At 66.2% G+C, this 22,920-nt stretch carries 15 protein-coding genes; 5 read left to right on the plus strand and 10 right to left on the minus strand.

The window, feature by feature from the left end:
- The first annotated feature begins 167 nt into the window (after window positions 1-167).
- The gene (gene corA, locus JSV65_13905) at window positions 168-1,232 is read left to right on the plus strand and encodes a magnesium/cobalt transporter CorA (protein ID UCH33649.1); all 1,065 of its coding nucleotides are present in this window, start codon (window positions 168-170) and stop codon (window positions 1,230-1,232) included.
- Window positions 1,233-1,304: 72 nt separating this feature from the next.
- Here corA and JSV65_13910 read toward each other — a convergent pair whose 3' ends face one another.
- Window positions 1,305-3,881, minus strand: a complete 2,577-nt coding sequence (locus tag JSV65_13910) for a VCBS repeat-containing protein (GenBank protein ID UCH33650.1) — start codon at window positions 3,879-3,881, stop codon at window positions 1,305-1,307.
- A gap of 103 nt (window positions 3,882-3,984) precedes the next feature.
- A complete protein-coding gene (locus JSV65_13915) occupies window positions 3,985-4,725 on the minus strand; it encodes a hypothetical protein (GenBank protein UCH36784.1) in 741 nt (246 codons plus the stop codon).
- Window positions 4,726-4,915: 190 nt separating this feature from the next.
- Here JSV65_13915 and JSV65_13920 point away from each other — a divergent pair, with 190 nt between their 5' ends.
- A complete protein-coding gene (locus JSV65_13920) occupies window positions 4,916-5,431 on the plus strand; it encodes a hypothetical protein (GenBank protein UCH33651.1) in 516 nt (171 codons plus the stop codon).
- A 95-nt stretch (window positions 5,432-5,526) separates the two neighbouring features.
- Here the strand turns inward: JSV65_13920 and JSV65_13925 are convergent, their stop codons facing one another.
- The 5 genes from JSV65_13925 to JSV65_13945 all read right to left on the minus strand — a co-directional run bounded on the left by JSV65_13925 (window position 5,527) and on the right by JSV65_13945 (window position 12,053).
- On the minus strand, window positions 5,527-6,264 hold the full coding sequence (locus JSV65_13925; protein UCH33652.1) for a phosphotransferase: 738 nt from the start codon (window positions 6,262-6,264) through the stop codon (window positions 5,527-5,529).
- Between the two features lie 46 nt (window positions 6,265-6,310).
- Window positions 6,311-7,243, minus strand: a complete 933-nt coding sequence (gene rsgA, locus JSV65_13930; protein UCH33653.1) for a ribosome small subunit-dependent GTPase A — start codon at window positions 7,241-7,243, stop codon at window positions 6,311-6,313.
- On the minus strand, window positions 7,227-8,243 hold the full coding sequence (locus tag JSV65_13935; protein UCH33654.1) for a GNAT family N-acetyltransferase: 1,017 nt from the start codon (window positions 8,241-8,243) through the stop codon (window positions 7,227-7,229). The genes rsgA and JSV65_13935 overlap by 17 nt, the downstream gene beginning before the upstream one ends.
- A 373-nt stretch (window positions 8,244-8,616) precedes the next feature.
- On the minus strand, window positions 8,617-10,737 hold the full coding sequence (locus JSV65_13940) for a glycosyl hydrolase (GenBank protein ID UCH33655.1): 2,121 nt from the start codon (window positions 10,735-10,737) through the stop codon (window positions 8,617-8,619).
- A 26-nt stretch (window positions 10,738-10,763) separates the two neighbouring features.
- The gene (locus JSV65_13945; GenBank protein UCH33656.1) at window positions 10,764-12,053 is read right to left on the minus strand and encodes a right-handed parallel beta-helix repeat-containing protein; all 1,290 of its coding nucleotides are present in this window, start codon (window positions 12,051-12,053) and stop codon (window positions 10,764-10,766) included.
- A gap of 165 nt (window positions 12,054-12,218) precedes the next feature.
- On the opposite strand from JSV65_13945, the gene JSV65_13950 reads away from it, so the two are divergent.
- On the plus strand, window positions 12,219-14,513 hold the full coding sequence (locus JSV65_13950) for a hypothetical protein (GenBank protein ID UCH33657.1): 2,295 nt from the start codon (window positions 12,219-12,221) through the stop codon (window positions 14,511-14,513).
- A gap of 2 nt (window positions 14,514-14,515) precedes the next feature.
- Here the strand turns inward: JSV65_13950 and JSV65_13955 are convergent, their stop codons facing one another.
- Window positions 14,516-16,060: a PAS domain-containing protein gene (locus JSV65_13955; GenBank protein UCH33658.1), complete on the minus strand. Its 1,545-nt coding sequence runs from the start codon at window positions 16,058-16,060 to the stop codon at window positions 14,516-14,518.
- A gap of 1,142 nt (window positions 16,061-17,202) precedes the next feature.
- Between JSV65_13955 and JSV65_13960 the strand changes: the two genes are divergently transcribed.
- Window positions 17,203-19,089, plus strand: coding sequence for a redoxin domain-containing protein (locus JSV65_13960; protein UCH33659.1), 1,887 nt, complete (start codon window positions 17,203-17,205; stop codon window positions 19,087-19,089).
- Between the two features lie 52 nt (window positions 19,090-19,141).
- On the opposite strand, the gene JSV65_13965 is transcribed toward JSV65_13960, so the two are convergent.
- Both JSV65_13965 and JSV65_13970 read right to left on the minus strand, forming a co-directional pair.
- A complete protein-coding gene (locus tag JSV65_13965; protein UCH33660.1) occupies window positions 19,142-20,218 on the minus strand; it encodes a hypothetical protein in 1,077 nt (358 codons plus the stop codon).
- A gap of 140 nt (window positions 20,219-20,358) precedes the next feature.
- On the minus strand, window positions 20,359-22,182 hold the full coding sequence (locus JSV65_13970) for a thioredoxin domain-containing protein (protein UCH33661.1): 1,824 nt from the start codon (window positions 22,180-22,182) through the stop codon (window positions 20,359-20,361).
- 274 nt (window positions 22,183-22,456) lie between these two features.
- Here JSV65_13970 and JSV65_13975 point away from each other — a divergent pair.
- A partial coding sequence (locus tag JSV65_13975) for a sulfatase-like hydrolase/transferase (protein UCH33662.1) occupies window positions 22,457-22,920 on the plus strand: 464 nt, incomplete at its 3' end.

Here is a 22,920-nt window from a genome sequence, read left to right on the forward strand (position 1 = left end):
CGACGGGACTTGGCCGATGCGCGCATGCTGCGTTCGCTCGGGAAAGCCGCGTTTCCTGCCTGACCAGTCCATCCGCGCGGGGAGGCGATTCCAACTCGGCGGAGAAGAACGTTGCAGCGAGAGCAGCCCCGGCCTGAACGCCGACACTTGCCGGAAGGGGGTGCGGAATGCGAAAACGAAAACCCGGCCGGTCGAGCAAAGTAGGCCTGCCTCCCGGCACGCCGGTGCACATCGGCGAGAAGAAGGCCGAGCGCGCGCGGCTCACGGTGACGGATTACGACGAGACGGCCACCGCAGAGCGGGAACTCGCCGCGCTCGACCAGTGCTTCGCGTTGACCGGCGTGCCCGGCGTCACCTGGATCAGCGTCGTCGGGGTTCATGACGTTGCTGTGCTGCAGCAAATCGGCGATTGCTTCCAGGTCCATCCCCTGGTGATTGAGGACATTTCAAACACCGAGCAGCGGCCGAAGCTGGAGGACTACCAGGATTACTTGTTCATCGTCCTCAAGGCCCTCGACAGTCCGACCGATGAGGGCGAGGTGAACGCGGAACAGGTGAGCCTGATTGTCGGGCCCAACTTTGTGATCTCCTTCGAGGAACGGGACAGCGGTCTATTCGATCCGGTGCGGGAAAGGGTCCGCAACGGCCGCGGCCGCTTGCGCAAGGCGGGTGCCGACTACCTCGCCTACGCGCTGATGGACGCAATCGTTGATCGCTACTTCGTCGTGCTGGAAACGATCGGCGAAAAGGTCGAGGACATCGAGGAGGAACTGGTCACGAACCCGACGACGGCGACGCTTCACACCATCCATCATCTCAAGCGCGAAATGATACTGCTCCGCCGCTCGGTGTGGCCGCTGCGCGAAGTCATCAGCGGGCTGAGTAGAGGCGAGTCACATCTCATTCGCGACACCACCGGGGTCTATCTGCGAGATGTCCACGACCATACCATCGAAGTGATCGACACCATCGAGGCGTTGCGCGACATGGTCTCTGGCATGCTCGACATCTACCTCTCCAGCGTCAGTAACCGCATGAACGAGATCATGAAAGTGCTGACCATCATCGCCACCATATTCATCCCGCTTACCTTCCTCGCCGGTATCTATGGGATGAACTTCAGGTACATGCCTGAACTCGCGTGGCACTGGGGCTATCCGGGACTGCTCGCGATCATGGCGCTCGCCGGCGGTGCCATGATCCTCTACTTCCGAAGGAGAAGCTGGCTCTAGGGCCGCACGGCACGCGGCATCTCTGAGAAGGTCGGAGCGATTGTCGCGAGGGCCGTTTCCGGGGAGACTCGATCAACCCGGCTGCGCCGCGCCGAGCACGTTCAAGTTCCCGTCACCGGTCGGCACGACAATCTCCGGCGCGCCGTCGCCGTCCACATCCGCGATCACCGGCGATCCGACGGCGGCGCCGAGGTCCGCCTTCCACACGACCTTGGCGTCGGCACCATCATCGGCCACGGCCCACAGCCATCCGTGGCTGTCGCCGAAGACGAACTCCTCCGTGCCGTCGCCGTTGATGTCACACGCAACGACGTCTCCCGCCGAGGCCTCCAATGGCAGTTCCCAGCGGACCTCGCCTGTCTCCGCGTCGAGACAAGCGAAAGCGCCGTTTTGCCGCCCGAAGCCGATCAGCCATCGCCCGTCGGCTGACCGCATGAAACCTTCCTGACCGGAGCGCGCGTCACCGGTTTCCGGCAGTGAATACCACCTTGGCTCGGCGCGCAGGCTGATCGCGCCGAGGAAGTAATGCCCCGCGCACAATACGACGAGGGGCGAGCCCCCACGCTCGAGAATCGCCGGCAGCGTGTACAGCCCCTGGCTCGGCTGGTCGAAGATCTTCTGGGGGATGATCGGGCCGACCATTAGATCACCCGTCTTGCCCGCGGCCACGCAGTAGTAGTCCGGGTTCGTGAACACCAAATCCTCGGCTCCGTCGCCATCCACGTCGTACACCGACGCCACGTTGACCGTCGGCCCCCAGTAGCGCTCGATGTCAGGGAACTCGCTCTTCTCCCAGATGAGCTTCCCGGTCGCGCCGTCCAGCATCACGCTGCGCACCAGGGGCGTGCCGGCTAAGGCGTAGATGTCCGGCGTGGGCTTGCCGGTGAACCGGCCGACCTGCATGTACAGCGCCCGCCCATGCGGTAGAGCCTGGCGGTCAACCGGCGGCAGGCGCGACCCCCACAACTCGGAGCCGTCCGCGCGCAGCGCGCGGATGACGGGCTCGTGCGTTGGCGCGGACTCGCCCACCACGAGTTCCATCGTGCCGTCGCCGTCGAGGTCGGCGAGAACCGGATCGCCGCTGGTGGGATGTGCGCGAATCGCTTCCAGCCCCGCCGCGCGATCCCAGCGATAGACCGTCGCCTTGCCTTGCCACGTGTGGATGATCTCCGGCTTGCCGTCGCCATCCACGTCACACACCAAAGGCGGCGGAACCATCTGGCCCCCAGGCGCGCTGATGCGCGAGAGGTCGGGGCCTGCCTCAACCGGCGGGGAGTGGGGGAGGAGCCGCACCGCGCCGTCTTCCATGGCGAGCGCGTACTGCTCGGCGCCGCGCGCAATGACAACGCCGGGTCGTGATTCGACCGCCCGCACGCCATCCTCGCGCCATATGTGCTGCACTTCGCCGCCAACGATCCCGATCAACTCCGCGGCCGTTATGTTGGCGCGTGTGGCGTCGCGGCTCACCTCCGCCAGTATCTCCGCCCGGCCGTCGCCGTCCACGTCCTGCGTGCGGACGGCGATTCGGTCGAGCACCTTAACCTCCAGGTCCCCGGTTACCGCGTCGTACACACGGATCATCCACCGCGCGTCGTTCTCCGAGTTGAACATCGAGACGACGACCTCCAGCCGTCCATCGCCGTCCACATCCGCCACCGGCGGCCGGGGCCAGGTCGTGGCGATCTTGGAGGTCGTGACCGAGTTGTCCCAGCCGTGCGCCCAGGCCAGCTTCAGCTTGCCGGCCTCGTTGAGCAGCACCTCGTGATGCTGCGCGAAACTCGCGATGCACAGGAAATCTTCGCGGCCATCGCCGTTGAGGTCTATGAACTCAACCAGCCCGTAGCTCCTGATGTTCGCCGGCGACACGTCCCACTGCACAAACTGCCTGACGCCGCCCGTGAGCGCATCGAGCACCCACATCCGGCTGTGCGTCTCGACGCACAGCTCCTTCACGCCGTCGCCGTCAACATCCGACTGGAGCACCGTCGGGAAGCAGGTGTATTGGTCGAAGTCGTAGCGCCAGCGCTGTACCGGTATCGCGCCCGGCGCCGGGAACTCGAACATCGCGATGTACCCGTTTCGCTTATCCGGCGGGTAGCCGTGCATCAGGACGAGCAGCTGCTTGCCAACCGCCTCCGGCAGGTAATTGCCGCGCAGGTAGTACCACGCATACGACATCGGCTCGACGTCGTAGCGCCACCGCAGTTCGCCGGTTTCCGCGTCGAGCAACAGCGCCGCGCCCAATGGCGGCGTCGGCCGCCCCGCCGTCGCGGCGATCTCCACCCGGCCGTCGCCGTCCACGTCCTCCACAGCGGAGAGCGCCTCGAAGTTCAACCCCGGGGGGTGGCTTTCCCACAGCCGTTCGCCGCTGAGCGCGTAGCACCGCAGGATGCCGTTGGACAGGGCGAGCGCGCGATCCACCGCGCCGCCCGGGGTGGAGGAGAAAGGCGTCACCGCCGCACTGCCGGGCGCGATCGGAGTGCGCGTGAGAACGGCCGGGGCCTCGCGCATCATCCCCGGGCATGGCTGGCGCGCGGTGAGATGGGTGTCGTGACGCGGGGTGGCCCAGTCACAACTCCCAGCGGCGCGCGCGGCTTGAGCGCCAAGGAGGATCGTCATCGCCAAGCAGAGGATCGCGTGCAGCATCATGTGGGTCCGGTCTGGATAAGGAGCAGCGGCACGATTTCGACCTGTCGCGCCCGTCGTCCTCTACCGGGCCGCACCCTCCCACCGATTGCCCGCGACCGCTCCCTCACGTGATCTCCGCCTGTGGATGCTCTTGCAGGGGATGGATGCGCACCATGAGCGAGAACTGGAAGGGGTAAGCTGTTTGCAGATGCTGCGCGTAGGCGATCCACTCGGCGGTGAGTCGCGAGTACGCACGCTGCATGTCCCCGGCGAGATGGGCCAGGTCTGGTTCGGAGAGCCCGTCCAGCGACTTCCTCGCGCTCAACTCCTCCGCAACGTGGAACACCGCCCACAGCATGTCGGTGAACCGCTCGTGCTCGAGCAGGTTCGGGTTTTCCAACAGCCGCACCAGGAACCCGCGCTTCGCCGCGAGGAAGTCGCGCAGGCCGGCGAGGTCCACGCCGCCGGGATCCACGCGACACGAGAAATCGTGCTCGAAAGCGATCCCCCGTCGAAACTCCCGCGGCCGCCAGTCCGCGCGAACCCCGAGGCGCTCGCGCACCTCTCCGCGCTCAGTGACCGCGGGCGTCAGCTCGCCGAGCAACTGCGTCCCGACCTCGCTGAAGAACGCGCCGATCACCATGTTGAGCTTATTCATCAGCGAGCGCCGCTCGCGCTGCGAGAGGATCCGTTCGATGACGATCACCACGAGCAGCACCTCGAGCGGCACAAACGCGATGTCGCCCAACATGTAAATGAAGATGTGGTGGGGGTCGTGAAAGACCAGGTAGTGACAGTAATACAACACTGCGGAGCTGGCGATCAGCACCGCGGCCACGAGTGGGATACCCGAGTACTTGCGCACGATTCGCTCCTTGATGATTGGATGCCCAGCTGATGTCTGGTTCAGCGCGGTCAACCGACGCTCCTGTCTGCCTGGCGTAACGTCGCTCCGCGCCCGGCGAACCGAAGGAGCTCCGGCGGCCGACTCAGACTGAACCAGGACCGCGCGTGCGGCCGGCGAAAAGGACTGACGGTTTCACTGGAGGTCTAAGATGTTCGACGACCGCGCGATAGCCGATTATCTGCGCCGCTGCTACGTCGCCGTTGACGGCCTGTGGTTCATGAAGGTCGAGGAGCGGCTGGATTTCGATGAAGCCCTACGTTTGGATGTGGCGGTGTGGCGTGTGTTGGGCAAGATCCAGGCGCGCAAGGCGCAGGAGGTGCTACGGATCCAAGGCCGCGCTCTCGCAGACCTGATGGCCGCGCTATCGTTCAAGTGGCAGGCCGAGCAATTGGGCTATCGCATCGTCAGCCAGCAGCCGAATCGCGCGGAGATTGAATTTGCGGAGTGCCCGTGGATTGAACTCTTGCGCAAGTCGAATCGCGAACACCTCGCCGCGCGCGTCGCCGACGCCATCTGTCCGACGGAATACACCGCCTGGGCGCGCGAGTTCGACCCCACGATCACCGTGTCCTGGCCCGAGCGCATGTGCGACGGCAAGCCCGCGTGCCGCCTCGTCCTCGAGATCGCGCAACAACCGGTCTCTGGCGCGGATGAACGCGGATAAGTCACCGCGACCTATGTGCGCGACAACGCGTGCGCCCCGTGGGTTGGGGTCTGACCGCCTACGCGGGTTCCTCTGCGTCCCGAGCCAACGACGCCTCATGTCGCGCGGCGAACTGGATCGCGCAAGTCCCAGTATGCTTTCCAGCAGCGTCGCTGCCATGTGAGGCGCTTCTCATCAACCGGGCGCACCTCCCGGTAGGCGCCGACGACCGCGGTTGCCTCTACCTCACAGACGCCCTTGTCGGCCGAGAGTAGGAAACCCAGGTCCCACATCGGGTCACCCAGGGCGACCAGGTCCCAGTCAAGCACGCGTACGCCCTCGCGCGTAGCCGCGAGGTTGACCGAGAAGTAGTCGCCGTGTTGTAGCGTAATCTCCCGAAGCGGCGGTTCATCCGGCGCTTCGCCGACGCGCCCGCGATTGGGCATAGAGCGAGAGATGAGGTCGGAAAGCCCGGGGCTGAGATCGAACAGTTGCACCGTATGCAGCCTCGCCAGCACTCGCGCTGCCTCGACTCGGTGTGCGCTTGTGAAGGGGAGCGTCATCATCTTCTCCATCACGAGCGCCGCTTCGCCTTTTATGCAAGCAAAGCCGAGAAGGCTCGGAGTCGGAACACCGTGGGCCGGCATCTCTTGCAGCGCCAACGCGTGCTTGCGGGCGGTCTCCACGGCTCCCAGCCGGGAGTAATCGTCGGACCCGGGCCTGTAGAGCTTGAGGACCACCGGTACTGCCCCCCGTACGTTGCACTCCCAAACTCGGCACCCGCTGCCGCCCCCTCGTTCTCGCGCCTCGATGACGACGACGTCCTTACGCCTCAGGCATCGTGTCAGCCACATGCGCGCAGTCGTGCTGCCGTCACAACTCACGGATTCGCTCCCATACTCACCTCCCTCCCATCTCCAGGAAGCTCCGCAGGCGGCGCGTATCCACATCTCCTGCCGCGCGTGCCGCGTGCAGCGCGCAGCCGCGCTCCCCGCGATGCGTGCAATTGGCGAACTTGCATCGTCCCAGGTAGGGGAGGAGATCGGGAAACGCCTGCGCCACCCGCTCCGCCGATACGTGCCAGAACGCGAGCTGGCGCAGCCCGGGCGTGTCCGCCACCCAGCCCCCGAAAGGAAGTCGCAGGAAGGCTACGCTGGAAGTCGTGTGCCGGCCTTTGTGAGTCACAGTACCGACTTCACCCGTGCGCAGCGACAGGCCCGGCGCGACTGCATTCAGTAGCGATGACTTGCCCACGCCCGACGGCCCGCAGATCACCGACCGGCGATCCGTGAGCACTTCGCGCAATTCCGCCAGACCGTCGCGGCGCAGCGCGCTCGTGAACAGCACGTTGTATCCGATCTGGCGATACAGCGCGAACCGCGCGCGCAGTGAATCGCGATCAATGAGATCGCACTTGTTGATGCACATCACCGGCGGCAGGCCCGCCCCCGTCGCCGCAACGAGAAAGCGGTCGAGGAGGAACAAGTCGGGCCGCGGCTCGGCGGCGGCGAAAACCACGATCGCTTGCTCGACATTCGCTGCGAGCGTTTGCTCCAGCGGCTCGCTGCCCGCGGCTTTGCGCGAGAAATCGGATTCCCGGGGCAGAACCTCCTCGACGACTCCACGGTCGCGTTCGAGCAGCGTAATCTTCACGCGGTCCCCGGCAGCGATGACGGAGACCTTCTTTCGCTTGTCCTTCCTCAGCTTCCCGCGCAGGAAGCAGCGTACCGTGCGGCCGTCAACGAGCACGTCGAAGATCGCCCCGTGGTTCTCGACGACGACGCCCTCGACGCAGCAATCAGATGTCACGCCTCTGTTAGTTGGGTTTGCCAAACCGTACCTCGATTGTCAGCCAGAATGTGTGGTCGCCGAGCAGGACCTCGACGGTGACCGGAACGGACCAATATGACGCGATGCAAAGCAACTCGCGTGGGAAGCTCGGCTCGACGGTGATGGTCAGTGCGCGCTCCAACGTGGCTCCGGCATCGAGTGCAAAGCGCTCGCCGCCGGGATGGTCGGAAGCAATCGCGAAACCGGGGTTGAGGCCGATGCGGAAGCCGCCGGTCAGTTCCTCGCTGCCTTCGTTGGTCAAAGCGATACGCGCGCAGACGCTCTCGCCAACGCGGATTGATTGACTCTCGCACTTCGCTGTCAGACGAACCGCCCCAGTGCGCAGGCGCAGCGTGGAAACGGCCGGCCGAATACCGTCACTGTCAAACTGGCAGGACCCGCCGGTGATGGCGACGGCGAGTTGATCCTCGCCCGTCGGGTCGCGCCAGCGCAACATGTGTTGGCGGGGCGTGTCGCCTGAGGTGCTCTCGAACAACGCGAGCGGGTGGTCGTAGAAAAACTGCGCGAGCGCCGGCAGGTTGAGGAACCGCCACAGCCGCAGCATTTCGCCGCGCGTCGCGGGTAGGAAACCGTGGCGAGCATACAGACGATGTGCGCCGACCTCGTCCGCAAACGTCTGGACGTGGATCGCCAGGAATCCGGCGCGGGCGGCGGTCTCGATCGCATGGCTCACGATCGCGCTGCCGACACCGCGCCCTCGATAGGGAGGATGAACCTCCAGGTTCACCAGTTCCGCCAGCGGGTGGAAGGCGGTTTCGAGTATCGCGCGTCCCGCGACCACTCCGTCAACGTGGGCGACGAGGCCCTCCTGATCTCGATAGCCATCCGGCGTTATGTCCGTGGCTGGCCACGTGAACCTGCGATCCGCAACTCCGGGCGCATACCGGGCTACAAGCAGCTCTTCGCCGTGGCGGGAAAAGGCATCTCTTGTCTCAACAACAACGGGCTGCGCAGAATGCAAGTGAATTGCACTGCCTGCCATTTCGTATCCTCCTCGGGGCAAAGCCCCATGTCGTCTCGTGAATAGTCCCGAGGAGGTCGGCAATGCGAAACGCCACCCCGATGCAGTGGGGTGGCGCGCGGTTCAGCGTATGCTGACGCTGTGCGTCAGGCGGGGGCCCAACCCTTAGGCACCGGAGGCAGACGATGACCGACCTCCTTCGAGACGTGCGTGATCCTGGTCATCGTCCTCACCTCCTTTCGCCTGATGGGTTCAGGTGACGCCGGTATCCTACTACCGTTCGTTCGCGTTGTCAAGCCGAGCACGAGCACAGAGAGTGTCATTCCTCGCCTGCGGCGGGCCGGCCCCGCCTTCGGATCGAAATGATCGCTCGGGCGACCCGACCCCGGATCGCTCACTCGGCGGCAGCCTTCAGCCGCCATGCGGCCGCCCGCAGGTTCGCCTCGCGCATCCGCCGCACCAGTGGCCACTTGGGGCGGTCGGTCACGGTTATCAGGCCGAAGGCGTAATGCTCGCCATGCGTGAGACGTAGCCCGCGCCCCGGCCCCCGCCCGGTCAGCGGCTGGTCGCGATACTTGAACCAGATCAGGCCCACGCAGTACGGGTCTCCGGCAGCCCCTTGCACCCATCCCCGGTAAAGCTCCCCCGACTCGGCGTCATCACGCGCGTAACATGGATAACGCCCGTAGCCGCGCATGCCCCCGTACCACGCCGGAAAGCTGAACTCCCCGACCAACGTCGGCTTGTCCATCTCGGCTTGCAGCCGCGCCAGATTGTCGTCGGCATACTCGCGCACGTAGCGGTCGTAGCCGATGACGTCGCAGTGGCGCGCGATCAGCCGCCAGTCCTCTTCATCCTCCCACCAGCCGAACGTGATCCAAAAGCCGAGATAGAGGTGGTTGGGATCGATTGACTTCACCGTCCAGTAGATGAAATCGTAGTACCGATCCGCATAGAACCGGCGCAGCTTCTCGAGATCCTCGGCGGGCGGATCGGGATTCGTTGCATAGAGGCCTGAGCGATCCGCGGCTTCCAGTTCCCACGCCTCGGTGAGCCCCGCCACTGACCCGCCGTAGAATTCGTCCACGGCATGATCGAGCAGCGCCCTCTTGGCGGGTGTGGTGGCCGGTTTCCCGAGTATCTCGCTGGTTTCGGCGCGCGTGATGATCTCGTCCCACTCATTGCCCAGCGACCAGCCGAGCACGCGCGGGTCGTCGCGCCGGGGCGCGATCTGGCGCTCCAGTTCCCGGCGGAACACCGCGCACACCTCCGGGTCGAAAACGTCCGGGTGCCTGGCGATGCGCGGCGTCGCCCCGGCGGAAAGTACCGGTGTCGAGACTAACTCCGCCGGCGCGCCCCACTTGCCCCCGCCGCTGAAGCCCCACGCCTCAAGTCGGCGAATCGCGCGCGCCGTCGCTTCGCTCAGCCAGCGCTCGGAGCCGTACTTGCGAATCAGGTTGCCGGTGTGAAAGCACACGTATTCCGTCCCGTCGGTAATCCCCCAGTTGTTCCTGCTCCACGCTGCCGACCACGGCGCTTCGTGCGGCGGCAGCCATTCATACAGGAACTCCCGCTCGCTCACCGGGGTCGTCGCCCACGTCGCGCCGGGAACGACGCACGCGCCGAGGTAGAAACACGGATTCCCGTCCGGCGTGATGAGCCACCAGTATCCGTCGCGACGCGTGACGCGGAAGAACCCGGTCGCCTCCTCGCGCCAGCCGGCCTCCAGGTATCCTCCATATTCGTCATAGTCCGGCGAGGGCAGCATCTCGGCCAACTCCGCGTCCTCGCGAGCAACATCGTCCCTCAACTCCTGGTTGCTGCGCACCTTCTCCGGCCAATCCGCGTACAGGCATTGTTCGTAGCGGTCAATGAACGGCGCCCAACGCCTGAGCCCGGCCTCGCCGAAACGGAGCGCAACTTCGACGGTGATCGTATCACCCGGCTCGGTGTGCAATTCGGCCGACGTTGCCGTGCCCGGCTCGAACAGCTGGAGCGGCAACGGGCGGGCGGCGACATCGCGGAAGTCGAACTCGCATCGTTCCACCTCCTTGCCCGCGCGTGTCACCAGGACTGTGATGCGGCGCACCGTCGCAACCCAGTCGCCCGGTGCTGCGGCCCACGCCGGGCGCTCGTTGAGTGCCAGGCGGCCGCGGGACGGTCGCCATGTTCCCGGGCTCTCGGCGACCAATTCGCCGTCGAGGAAGAGCCGAGCCGTATCGGGCGCGATGACCGCCCGGATCGCGTAGTCACGACCCGCGACGAACCCGGGCCGGTGCTGGGGAAAACGCCAATCGTCCCCGTCAGCCACGCCGAGAATGACCGGCAGCTCGGCGAGTCGCTCGCCCTCGAAGTCGAGGTAGAAGCCGAGCTTGCGGCCCCAATCGTACTGGCTGGCGATGTAGAACCGGCAGTTGGATGGCGCGTCCGCGCTCGCCGCCGGGCCGGACCCCAGCGCAGCCGCTGCCGCAATTGCGGCAACCAGGAGAAGGCCGGCCTTTAGCTCAACGTACATCGTTTGCGATTCCTTGCGGCTTGCGTTCACCCGCGCACGTTGGGCGGGAGATGCCAATCGGCATGGTCCGGAGCCGCTCCCGGGCCGACCGGCAGGGGCGTGGCCGGCGGGCTCAACAACACGCCGCCTCCGTCGCCCTCGACTCGTATCTCCTCCTTGAACTCACCCGTGCAGCGGTTTGCGTGGACGTGCACGTTTCTCACGTCTGGGCAGGTCTTGATGGCGAATACCGGCCGTGGGCCGCCGCGATGCTCGATGCGGTTGTTTAATATGTGCACGTCGCGAGCCGGCGCGAGCACCGCGATCTCCGCGTCTTCACTCTCGACGCAGTTGTCGGCGACGGCGTTCTCCGCCACCAGGGTCGTGTGCGCCGCCATGACCTGGTCGGTCTCACGGAGCGCCATGCCGGCCGCGAGGTTGCCGCTCACCGTGCAGCGCACGATCGCATTGTTCGTGTCGCGGTCCCCGATGGACACGCCGCGATTGCCGTTGCCGATGAACTCGCACTCCTCGCAGATGGAGTACGTGGCGCGCAGGCAAAAGAACACTCCGTCGCGGCCGTTACCGATGCACCGGCAGCCTCTCATCACCGCTCCGGCCGACCCGCTGCCGGGATGCAGCCCGTGGCCGGTGTTGTTCTCCATCAGGCAGTCCTCGACCGCGACGTGCGTGCATTGCTGGAAGCCGATAGCATCGCCGTTGAGATCGCGCACGACGACGTTCGCAACCCGCGCATGTCTCGCCGCCAGCAAGTACACGCCCGCCCCGCGGCACGCGTTGAGTACGTGCGGGTTGTCGTCCTTGTTGCCCTCCACGACGAGGTCGCGGACCTCGACATTGGAGACAAACTTCGCGCTGATCGGCGCAAAGCTCGTGTAGATCTCCCCGCCGCACCCCCGCGCGTAATCATGGTTCAGCATGTGATCCACGCCAAAGCGCTCGCCGTCGCGCCACAGCAGCGTCGCGATGGTTTCGTAGAAACCGACCGCGCGCTCGTCCCGGATGGTCACGCCCATGCCCACCCGGAACTTGTCCGGTTCTGCGATAGACACGTCGTAGTGGCCGTAGCCGAGGTCTTCCGATAGCTTCGAGTACACTTCCGGCCCTTTGCGCAGGATCGTCTCCGCACCTGACCCGATGAGCGTGACGTTATCGCGGAGATGGACCGAATCATCGAGGACATAGGTTCCCGGCAGCACTCGCACGATGCCGCCGCCGCTCCCCGCCATTGCGTCAATCGCCGCCTGGACGGCGCGGTTGTCCGCTCCGCGAAACTCGCCCTCCGCAATCCCGACCGTCACCATGCCGTCGCTCATACCGCGCCACTCCTGCCGCTTCACTCGGCCTCTGCGCTTCGCCGCCGAAGCGCCCTCGGTGACGCTTCAACACCCCGGGCGCGGCTTCCTGCGGCCGGGGCGGTGCAGGGTCGCGCTGCTCCGCGGATAATATTCACCGCCACACCGTCGTCAAGGGACTGCCCGATGCCTAAGCTCTTGCTGCTGCTGTTCGTCGTCATGATGCTCGCCGGGCAAACCGGCCAAGCACACGCTGCCCGGCCCAAGATCGTCATCCCGCCCGACTTCCCCGCCTTCGTCGTCCCGGGCCAGGATCGCCTCATGGCGGAATTGCGCGAGCTGTTCTGGACGCACTACGAGCGCGGCGGGCCACTCGCCACCTTGTGGGACGAGTGGGAGTCCGGGCCGACGCTGTGGCCAGCGGTGACCACCGATGATCGCATGAGCACGATCCGCGACCGCTGGCGCGCCGCCCTGCTCGGCCGCGACATGGACGACGAGGGCTATGTCGCTACTCACCAGCACGGCTCCATCGCGCACCAGCAGGGCTGGCCGTTCCCGTTCTGGATGCAGGGGCGCCACGGCTGGGGCTGGCACTTCTCCCTCCACAACGTCCCCGAGGGTTGGCACGGCACGGAACCCAGAGACCAGACCGGCTGGACCGTCGAGGGCGTGCGCGACCTCGGAGTTGACGACGCGGCCTGGAGCCTGGAGTTGGCCGCGCCGGACGCAGCGGTCACGACGCCCGAAATGGACGTCCACCCCGACGACGCGCCGTTCATACAGATCCGGTGGGCGGGCGAGAACCTGGGCAGCGCCCAGCCCTACGTGCAGTGGGCAACGCGCGAGCACCCCGACTTTTCGCGGGAGCGCATGATGCACTTCGCGCCGGCCGGGGCAGCGGCCCCGTCGCAGTGGGCGCTGCGCCATGCACCCGCCTCATCACGCGATCTGCAGCAGGCCGTCCCTCCCGCGTTCACGTACACGATGATCCCGGTGTACAAACACCCGGCGTGGACGGGCGACATTACCCGGCTGCGCATCTGCTTCGGCAACCCCGCGCCGGGCGGCAAGGTCGCGCTCCAGGCGGTGTTCACGAACTACGATACGCGGCACACCATCAACAACCAGAACTTCATCAGGGGCAGCGCCATCTACTTCCGCTGGACCGGCGACGTCAACTTCCTGCGCGACAACATCCAGCGTGTGCGCCTCGCCATGCGCTACCTGATGACCGAACTGGGCGGGCTCGAGGAGAAATGCATCGTCGTCCCATGGGTCGGCCACGACGGGCGGCCGGGGTTCACCGTCAAGGATGACGGCACGAAGGAGATACACACCGGCCGGGGCATCGGCAACAATTACTGGGATCTGCTGCCCATGGGCTACCGGGATGCCTACGCTACCATTCAGTACTACAGCGCGCTCAACGAACTCGCCGACCTCGAACGCGACATCGAGCGCCACCCCGAATGGAGCATCCCAGGCGGCCCGCTGCGCCTGGCGCCGGACGACCTCACGCGCCACGCCCGCGAGGTGAAGGCGCACGCCTCCGAGTTGTTCTGGAACAAGGAGACGCGGCGCTTCACCACCGGCCCGGACATTGACGGCAGGATCTATGACTACGGCTTCGTGTTCCTGAACCTTGAGGCCATTCACTATGATTTCGCGACGCCGCGGCAGGCGCGGGACATCCTGACCTGGATCACCGGCAAGCGAACTGTCCGCGGTGATACGTCGCAGGGCGACGACATCTACCACTGGCGGTTCGGCCCGCGCTCGACCACCCGCCGCAACGTCGAGTACTACTTCTGGGCGTGGTCGGCGCCGGAGAGTATCCCGTGGGGCGGCCAGGTGCAGGACGGCGGTGCGGTACTCGGCTTTTCCTATCACGATCTGATGTCGCGTTTGAAGTGGCTGGGCCCTGATGATTGCTGGCAGCGGCTCCAGCAAATCGCGGCCTGGTATAGTGAGGTCCAGGATGCGGGCGGGCCGCGCGAGTACTACAAGGACGGAACGCGCGGCACGTTGCAGGGCGGCGGCACGGCCGGCGGCCTGGGCGTGGACATGGAGTTCTTCGAGAGCATCCTCGTGCCGCAGATCATCACCGACGGCTTTCTCGGGCTGCGGCCGCTCGCTGATGGGTTGAGCCTCGATCCCCGTTTGCCCAAGGGCTGGCCGTCCTTGGCGGTCACCGGTATCCACTGGCACGACCTCGTTTTCGACATCGAGGCCACGGACCGGCGCATCGGGTTGACCTGTCGCGAGTGTCGCGACACGGATACGCGCATCGTGTTGCCCGCGGGCGATTGGACGGCGAATGCGTGGGATCGCGAGGGGAGATCGTTGGGCCGTCTGCGCCCCAGGGCCGCCGGTGACACGAGCGCATTCCAGCTCGACTGGAAGGACATCGCCCGGGTCGCGTTCCACAAGCGAGTCAGGCCAGACGGAGTCGGGAAGACACCCGCCGGCGACGACTGAGGCTAGTGCTCCCGCCGCAGTGCTTGATCCGCGATGACAATCTCGGCCAGTGAGCCGCCGTCGTGGGGGCGGATCGTCAATGACCCCTTGTGCTGGCGCACCGTCAGCTCGCGAACGAGGCTCAGCCCCATGGTCTTCTGCTTGCCTGGATCGAAGCCGCGCGGGACCGGGTCCCCCGAATTCCAGACAGATACATGGAGGTCACCCTCGCGGATCTCGGCCGCGATCTTGATCCGCAGCTTGCCCCCGGGATCCGGCGCGCCGTGCTTTATCGCGTTCGTAATCAGCTCATTCGAGACGACGCACAGCATGCTCGCGCTCTTCGACGAATAGAAGACGGGTTGCCCTTCCACCGACACCTCAACTCCCGCGCGCGACAGGGCGTCGCACCCAACCTGCGCGATACGCCGCAGAGCGTCCAACAGCTCAACGCTCTCCGCACGCGTCTCGCGTAACTGCTCATGGACCGCGGCGAGCGAGCGAATGCGGCTGATCGCTTGGCGCACGATGCCCGCCGACGGGCTGTCGGGCGCTTCGCTGACTTGCAGCTGGAGCAGTCCGGCGACCAGCGCCAGGTTATTGGTCGTCCGGTGGTGAATCTCCGCCGCCATGGTTTCGGCCATGCTCGCACGCGCGCGCTGGGCTTCGATGAGTCGCTGGCGCGTATGCACCTGATCGGTGATGTCCGTCGCGGACAGCACCAGGCCCTCTACTTCGCTCCGCGCGTTCTTGATCGGAATCAGCGTCCAGTCCCAGTACCTGACGTCGCGTTCCGGCCGGCCGGGAATCTCGTGGGGCTGCTCGCGATACTCGGCTGGCTCGCCGCTATCCCGCACGCGCTCGAAGATCGCCTTGTTCTCGGCGCTGGGGAAGAAATCGAAATTGCTGCGTCCGATCAATTCCTCGCGCGGTCGACCGGTCGCTTTCGCGTACGCCGAGTTGACCATGACCAATCGAAAGTCGCGGTCGAGATACGCAAGCTGGCTCTCCGCATTCTCGAGGATCGCCTGCAAGATGCGGAACCCTCGTGCGCGGATGTCGAGCGCACGCACGTGTTTCAGCGCGTGCGATAGTGGGGTAACCAGGGGCGCCGCATCGTCAGCACAGCGGCCCAGATTCTGTGGGTCGGCGAGGTTGACCGCAACGAGAGCGCCGGCGACACCGTCGTCGAGCGTGAGCGGCAGCGCGAGGAGATTCCTCACCGCCGGCGCAGGCCGCAGCCCTTCGCGAACGAAGAACGCCGCCGCATCGGGCTCAGCCAGCGCGCCGGCCCCGCGCCCCAGCAACGCCAGCAAGCGTTGTCGCCCCTCTCCGGAGATGCTCTTCCACGCCTCGCTGGTGCAACCGTAGGCCTGGGGAGTAGGGGTCAATGGGTCCGCCGCCAGCAGCACCGCGCCGCCCTCCGCCCGCAGCGCCTTGGTGACAACCGCCACCGCAGCCGCGGCGACCTCTTCCACCGTCTGAGCGGCGCATACCCGCTCGCAGATCTCGCGGAACGTGGTCAGGTGGGCTAGTTCCGCATGCAGCTTGGCATCGGACGTGCTCATCCCTCGCCCCCTTCTCGGCCGGGATACACCGGACCCCGCGGGTCGCCCACTGCGCTGCGACAGGGAGCGCTGTTCCGGGCCCGTCCCGGACCGTCTGACCGTGATGCTCGGACACCGCGCCGCCGGCCAGCGCCATCGCAGTACTGCATCGCCTGGTCGCACCCGGCTGGCGGCCGGCGGTGACGACGTTGCTCCTATTCTCGTCCATCCCCGTTCTCTCCTGCCTCAGCGGCGTTAGCTGCGCCAGGGCCGATGGTCCACCTATGACCGGAGACTGGCCCTGCCTGCGCGACCGCGCGACTCCGAAGCGCGCTTCGCGTGCCGACGACTCACTGAATCGGTCGCTGGGTCGTCTGCGCGGCGACCCGTGCAGTGCGGCCAGGGCGTGTTGTCGGAGCCAGTCATCGCGCCCGTGGCGTCGGGACGAATCGCGGGCCTGGAATGACCTCGAACGCGGGCGGCAGCCGCAAGGCTTGGTCGCACCGCGGGCGGATCGCAGTGCGGTCGAACGGCGGGCGCCCGCGCAACTCAGACCGGCCGAACGGCAGCGGCCTCCCATCTGTTCCATCCCGGGGCGCCGCGGCCGGTTCGCACCATGCGCCTCGCGGCTGCGATTCACGAAACCACTGGCAAGCGCGTCTCGCCGCGGCGCCATCACGTCCGCGGACGAGCGGCTGTCGTCCGGTGGGGGGATTCCAGGCCGACAACAGGTGTTTCCTTGCCGATCGCCTGCCTTCCTGCCGCACGGTCGGCATGCGTCTCACAGCCCAGATTACGCGCCGTCGTTCTGCGCTGGGAAGTCGCGAATCGACAGGGCGTCGCGCCGCCGGGCGGAATTTCATTGGGATTCGATTCCGCCCGCCGCCGCGCGGGTAACATTGAACTGCGTTCGCCCGACGCGCGCTGAAGGCGGGACACAAGCTGGGCCTGGATTTGTGCGTTTGCTAGGCCAGGGGATCGTGTCTCGGAGGCGCAATCTATGGGCACTAATCCCTGTCGCATGGCGTGCATCCGACGGTACGGCCGCGATGCACGCCCAAGCGGCAGTGTCGCCCCACTGTGGCGCGGCGCGTCGGTGCGCGCTGCTGTACGCATGATCGGCCGCTGCAATCGCGGCGGCGCGGCTGCACAAAGGAGCCGTTGTGACCGATTACAAATCGCTTGTCGGCCGGGCCCGCGCCCGCGCCCCGGAGTTGCCCGCTCATCTTGAATGGCTCAACACCGGGCGCCCGTTGGCCCTGCGCGAGCTGCGCGGCAAGTTCGTCCTGCTCGACTTCTGGACCTACTGCTGCATCAACTGCATCCATACCATCCCCGACCTCGCCTACCTGGAACACAAGTACGCGGGCGAACCCTTCGTCGTGATCGGCGTCCACTCCGCCAAGTTCACCAACGAGCGGGAGTCGGCGAACATCCGCCAGGCCATCATGCGCTACGAACTCGATCATCCCGTCGTCAACGACGCGCGCATGGAGGCGTGGAAGGCATATCGCGTATCGAGTTGGCCGACGCTGGTGCTCATTGATCCGGAGGGCCATGTCGCGTGGTCCGCCGGCGGCGAGAAACACCGCGCGATCCTCGACCAGATTATCGGTGCCGGCCTCAAGCACTTCGACGGCCTCGGCAAGCTCGACCGCACGCCGCTCGACCTGCAGCGCGAGACGCGCCCGCCGACCGACCTTGCCTACCCAGGCAAGCTCGCAATAGACGCCGACGCCGGTCGCCTCTACATCTCCGATTCGAACCACAACCGCATTGTCGTCACCGACCTCTCCGGCGAGTTCGTCGAAGCCATCGGCTCCGGCGCCAACGGCCTCAGAGACGGCTCCTACGCCGAAGCGCAGTTCAACCGCCCGCAGGGGCTCGCGATCCACCAAGGCGATCTCATCGTCGCCGACACGGAGAACCACGTCCTGCGCCGGGTCGGCACCGCGGCGAGGGCGGTGCGCACCGTCGCGGGCACCGGCGAGCAGTCGCGCACCTACGCCAGGGGCTCGGGGAAGGGGCTCGACGTAGAACTCTCGACTCCCTGGGACGTGCTCGTCATCGGCGATATCGTCTACATCGCGATGGCCGGCACGCACCAGATCTGGCATTACGACCTCGCGCGCGATCATATCGAGTCGTTCGCCGGCACCGGCCGCGAAGCCCGCACCGACGGTCCCGCGCATCGCGCAACTTTCGCCCAGCCGTCCGGGCTGGCCACCGACGGCAGCAAGCTCTATGTCGCGGATTCGGAGATCTCCGCCGTGCGCGCCATAGACCTCGTTTCGGGTGACGTCGCAACCATCGCCGGCGGCGACCTGTTTGACTTCGGTGACGTTGACGGCAGGGGCGACCAGGTCAGACTCCAACATCCCCTCGGGGTGATCTTCCATCAGGGAAAGCTCTACCTCGCGGATACGTATAATCACAGGATCAAGATCGTTGATCCGGTCGCGCGGACGGTTCAGGCCTACCTCGGCAGCGGCGAGCCGGGCGCAAGCGACGGCGATTCCCCGGAGTTCTACGAGCCGTCGGGGTTCGCGGCCGTCGGCGATCGCCTATACGTCGCCGACACGAACAACCACAGCGTCCGCATCGTTGATCTCGCGGCGAACCAGGTCTCAACTCTCGCGCTCACCGGCGTGCCGCGGCCGGTTTTCACGCCCGCACACGTCGCTGCGCCCGTCGAACCGATTCAAGTCGCACCCGCGACCCTGGCCCCCGGCAAAGGCAATATCCGTCTCTCGTTCGCGCTGCCTCAAGGCCATCACGTGACGCCGGGCGCTCCCTCGACCTACACCGTTACCGCCGACGGCACCGCGGTCAACGTGACGTCGCCGACGGGGCCCGTCGAATCGGCTGCGGTGACCATACCGTACCGGGCGGTGGATGGTGAGGACGCGATCACGATCGAGGCGACGGTGTACCACTGCAGCGACGATGGGCTGTGCCAGATGCGCTCAGTGGCCTGGCGCGTGCCGGTGCTGGTCGCTGAGGGCGGCGCGCGGGTGATCGAACTGCGGGATACGGTCAAGGGCGACTAACGGGGCCTCTCGCCCCTCAGGCAGTTCGGACAGCTTCCGATTCCGGGCTGCGCTACGGCCGAGACCACCGCTCCGCCAGGCGCAGCAAGTCGCGCGCCTCTTCTTCGGTGCGGCACGACGTATCTATGAAGAGCCCCCGCGCGCTGAGCAGCGACAGCGCCGTCTCCACCTCCTCGGCAGGGATTGAGATGTGGAGGTTCCTCCCGCCCGCCTGGACGTGCTTCAGCACCTCGAGGTAATGCAGCGGGCTCGGTTTCCCGGCGCCGGGCAGCACTTGAATGGCCTGAATTCCGGGGACCTCCAGGAGCGCCGGCAGGTGCGCGAACGCGCCAATGCCATCGAGATGATACACCGCGTGATCCAGGAACCTCGTCTGCACCTCTATCGCGGGCAGGAATAGATCCCGGAACATCCGCGGCGAGATCATGTACGAGAAGTCGCATTGGCTCGCGTAGAACCGCCCGGGTGACCACAGCGGAAACCAGCACGTGGATCCCTGCGCGGCCGCCCGTATGATCCCGTGGAACTCGTCGTAGACCTCGCACCACTGGCGCATCAGATGAAGCTCGGCGGCCAGCACGCGATCCGGGTGATCAACGACATCGTAGAGCAGGCGCCCGGTTTCCCGCAGTGCCGCGAGCGTGTCGCCGCTGCCTCCGAAGGCGCCGATGCTCGGGATGGACTTGCCCGCCGCCGCCTGCGCGGCCGTGTGCAGCAGTCCCCCGGTGAACTGCCACCACCGGTTGTCCGGATCAATCTCCAGCGCGGTGACATCCCAGTCCGGCGCGTCAAGGATCGCATCCCACCACCCGGTCGTATGATCCAACGTGATCGGGCACCCGAGAAACGCCGGGATCGCCGTGTGCCCCGGGTACCCGCCGTGCCAGATCGGAAACGCCTCTCCGCCGTAGAAGGTCGTCGCGTGCTGGTAGTCGTTGAGCGCCGCGATGTAGTCCAGATCGGTCCAGCGCTGCACCGGATCGGACGGAGCAGTCGGTGGCTTCGCGTCGCGCGCGTCAGCACGAGGCGCGGTGACCGCCAGAGCACACCGCCCGAAATACGCTCCGGCCCACCACGCCAGGTAGCGCTCTTTCGTTTCCTCCCAATCGGGCTTGTACAGGAGTCCCATGCGAGAACCTGCGCACTTGGATTGCTCGACCGGCATCCGCGCAACAGGTGACGCTGCCCTTGTGCGCCGTGTCCCGAGGAATTCACCGCCGCGCGCCGCCGCACCTTGGCCCGCATCGCGCGGGCGTTCGCCCACGTGCTCTATCCGCCCCGTTCCTGGGCCTCGAGCCACACCTCAGCCGCCATCACCAGGCTCTCCGTCGCCTGCGGCGCGAATGCCATCCATCCCGACAGCGCGCGCAGCGTCCGTTCCGCAGCGTCCAGGTAGCGATTGTTCCCCGTGAGCGCTGCAAGGCGGAGCAAGACCTGCGCCGCGATGGCATTGCTCGACGGCAGGGGGTGGTCGAACATCTCCTTGGGACGGGTGAACAAAGGCTCATGGGTCCGGCTCGTGTAATGAAAGCCCCCCGCGGCGTCGTCCCAGAACTCCGCCAGAACCCGGTCCATCAACTTGACGGCATAATCGAGCCACTCGTCACTGCCCGTGGCTTCGCTGAGTTCCAGCAGGCCGTGACAGAGGTACGCGTAGTCATCGAGGAACCCGTCGTACCTCGCTTCACCTTCGCGCCAGCGGCGCAGCAGCCGTCCATTCTCCGCCAGTTGTCCCAGGATGAACTCCGCCGCGCTTTCCGCGGCATCTCTGTAGCGAGTGTCCTCAAGCTCGCGCCTGGCATAGGCGAGGCTGGCGATCATCAGCCCGTTCCATGAGGTGATGATCTTGTCGTCGAGATGCGGGCGTGCCCGCCCATCGCGCACGGCCAGCAACTTCTCTCGCGCGCGGCACAGCCGGTCGTTCAGTGTCGGCGCATCGAGACCGATCTCGTCGGCCAGCGCTGACGGCTCCTTGGCCAAATGAATGATGTTGGCGCCGGTCCTCCGCCGCGTGACCTCGTCGTGGTAGTTGCCCTCATCTCTGATGTCGTACGCGCGGCAGAACAGCTCGCCGTCTTCGCGGCCAAGCACGTCCTGGATCTCCTGCTTGCGCCAGACGTAGAACTTGCCCTCCTCCCCCTCGGTGTCCGCGTCGAGGGCTGAGTGGAAGCCGCCCTGTGAATGCGTCATTTCCCGCGCGACCCACGCGTACACGTCTTCCGCCGCGTTGCGATACGACGTGTCCTGTGTCAGCGTGTATGCCTCGACGTATGCCTTGGAGAGAAGCGCGTTGTCGTACAGCATCTTCTCGAAATGCGGGAGCAGCCATTCCGCGTCCGCGGAATACCGATGGAACCCGCCGCCGAGGTGATCGTGTATCCCGCCCATGGCCATGGCGTCGAGCGTGCGCGTCGCCATGCGCAGCAGGTCGTCGTCGCCGGTGCGTCGGTATTCCTGGAAAAGCAGCGGCAGCGCGCCGTGCGGCGGGAACTTCGGCGCAGCTCCGAAACCGCCGTGCTCTTCGTCGAACTGCTGGCGCAGGGCGTCGACCGCGCGGCTCACCAGCGCGCGGTCAAGGGGTGATGCCTCTGCCCCCGGCGGCTGCACGCTCTGCTCGACCGCCGCCACCGTCTCCGCCGCGGCCCGCTCCGCATCGGCACGCCGGCTCCGATAGACCTCCGCGATCTGCGAGATGAAATGACGGAAACGATTCGGCGTGAAATACGTGCCCCCGACGAACGGCCAACCGTCGGGCAGCAGAAACATCGACATCGGCCACCCGCCGCGGCCGGTGAGCTGCTGCACCGCAGTCATGTACACCTGGTCAATGTCCGGCCGCTCCTCGCGGTCGACCTTGACGCTCACGCAATGCTCGTTAAGCACCGCGGCGGTCTCCTCGCTCTCGAAACTCTCGCGCTCCATGACGTGACACCAGTGGCATGTCGAGTAGCCGACAGAGAGGAAGATGGGCTTGTCCGCGCGCTTCGCCCGCTCGAACGCCTCCGCCCCCCACGGGTACCAGTCCACCGGGTTGCGCGCGTGCTGCAGCAAGTACGGGCTCTTCTCGTTGATCAGGCGATTAGTGTGATTCACTCCGCGTCGTCCCTTCGCGCGGCGGCCTGGTGAAGGCCACCCACCTCCGCGCCGCCAACACGACAGTGATTCCCCTTCGCCGGGCCAGGCATCTTCCCGCCCCTGTGTCGCGGTTGCGACAACCGGTTGAGCGTCTCCGCTCGATGCGCCGGAAGGAATCGTGTCGCAGGCGCCGCAACATGAAGTGAATCGGCGCGCGCATCCTCACCGCGCAGACGCTGTCGGCGCAACACGTGACCGACTTCGCGCGCCGCGATGGAGGGAAGCGCACGAGATGTCTGCTGAATCCAGGCCCAACGTCGTTCTGTTTGTCGCGGATCAATGGCGGGCGAAGGATACCGGCTATTGGGGCAACCCGGTCATTCAAACGCCTCACATTGACGCGCTCGCCGCTGCCGGCGCCGGCTGCCGTTGGTGCTTTGTGCAGAACCCGGTGAGCACGCCGAGCCGCGCCTCCATGGCCTCCGGCTGGTACTGCCACGTCAACGGCCACCGCACGATGCATCGCATGCTGCGCCGGCACGAGCCGAACCTGTTGCGCTACTTCAAGGACGCCGGCTATCACGTCTGGTGGGGCGGCAAGAACGACATGCTCGCCGAGGAGGTCATCGCCCTCTCCTGCCACGGCCGCGTTCAGGGCACCGGCGGGCGCAAGACGGTCGGTGGGGGGCCTTGGAAGCTCGGCGACCGCCTCTACCATACGTTTCTCTGGGGCGAAGTGCCGGACAACTACGGCCC

The sequence above is a fragment of the Armatimonadota bacterium genome, from assembly GCA_020354555.1.
GTDB lineage: Bacteria > Armatimonadota > Hebobacteria.

What these genes read in the sequence shown, in the direction of transcription:
- corA (UCH33649.1), top strand. Translation starts at nt 168, where the DNA reads ATGCGAAAACGAAAACCCGGCCGGTCGAGCAAAGTAGGCCTGCCTCCC.
- JSV65_13910 (UCH33650.1), bottom strand. Translation starts at nt 3,881, where the DNA reads ATGATGCTGCACGCGATCCTCTGCTTGGCGATGACGATCCTCCTTGGC.
- JSV65_13920 (UCH33651.1), top strand. Translation starts at nt 4,916, where the DNA reads ATGTTCGACGACCGCGCGATAGCCGATTATCTGCGCCGCTGCTACGTC.
- JSV65_13925 (UCH33652.1), bottom strand. Translation starts at nt 6,264, where the DNA reads ATGTGGCTGACACGATGCCTGAGGCGTAAGGACGTCGTCGTCATCGAG.
- JSV65_13935 (UCH33654.1), bottom strand. Translation starts at nt 8,243, where the DNA reads ATGGCAGGCAGTGCAATTCACTTGCATTCTGCGCAGCCCGTTGTTGTT.
- JSV65_13940 (UCH33655.1), bottom strand. Translation starts at nt 10,737, where the DNA reads ATGTACGTTGAGCTAAAGGCCGGCCTTCTCCTGGTTGCCGCAATTGCG.
- JSV65_13945 (UCH33656.1), bottom strand. Translation starts at nt 12,053, where the DNA reads ATGAGCGACGGCATGGTGACGGTCGGGATTGCGGAGGGCGAGTTTCGC.
- JSV65_13950 (UCH33657.1), top strand. Translation starts at nt 12,219, where the DNA reads ATGCCTAAGCTCTTGCTGCTGCTGTTCGTCGTCATGATGCTCGCCGGG.
- JSV65_13955 (UCH33658.1), bottom strand. Translation starts at nt 16,060, where the DNA reads ATGAGCACGTCCGATGCCAAGCTGCATGCGGAACTAGCCCACCTGACC.
- JSV65_13965 (UCH33660.1), bottom strand. Translation starts at nt 20,218, where the DNA reads ATGGGACTCCTGTACAAGCCCGATTGGGAGGAAACGAAAGAGCGCTAC.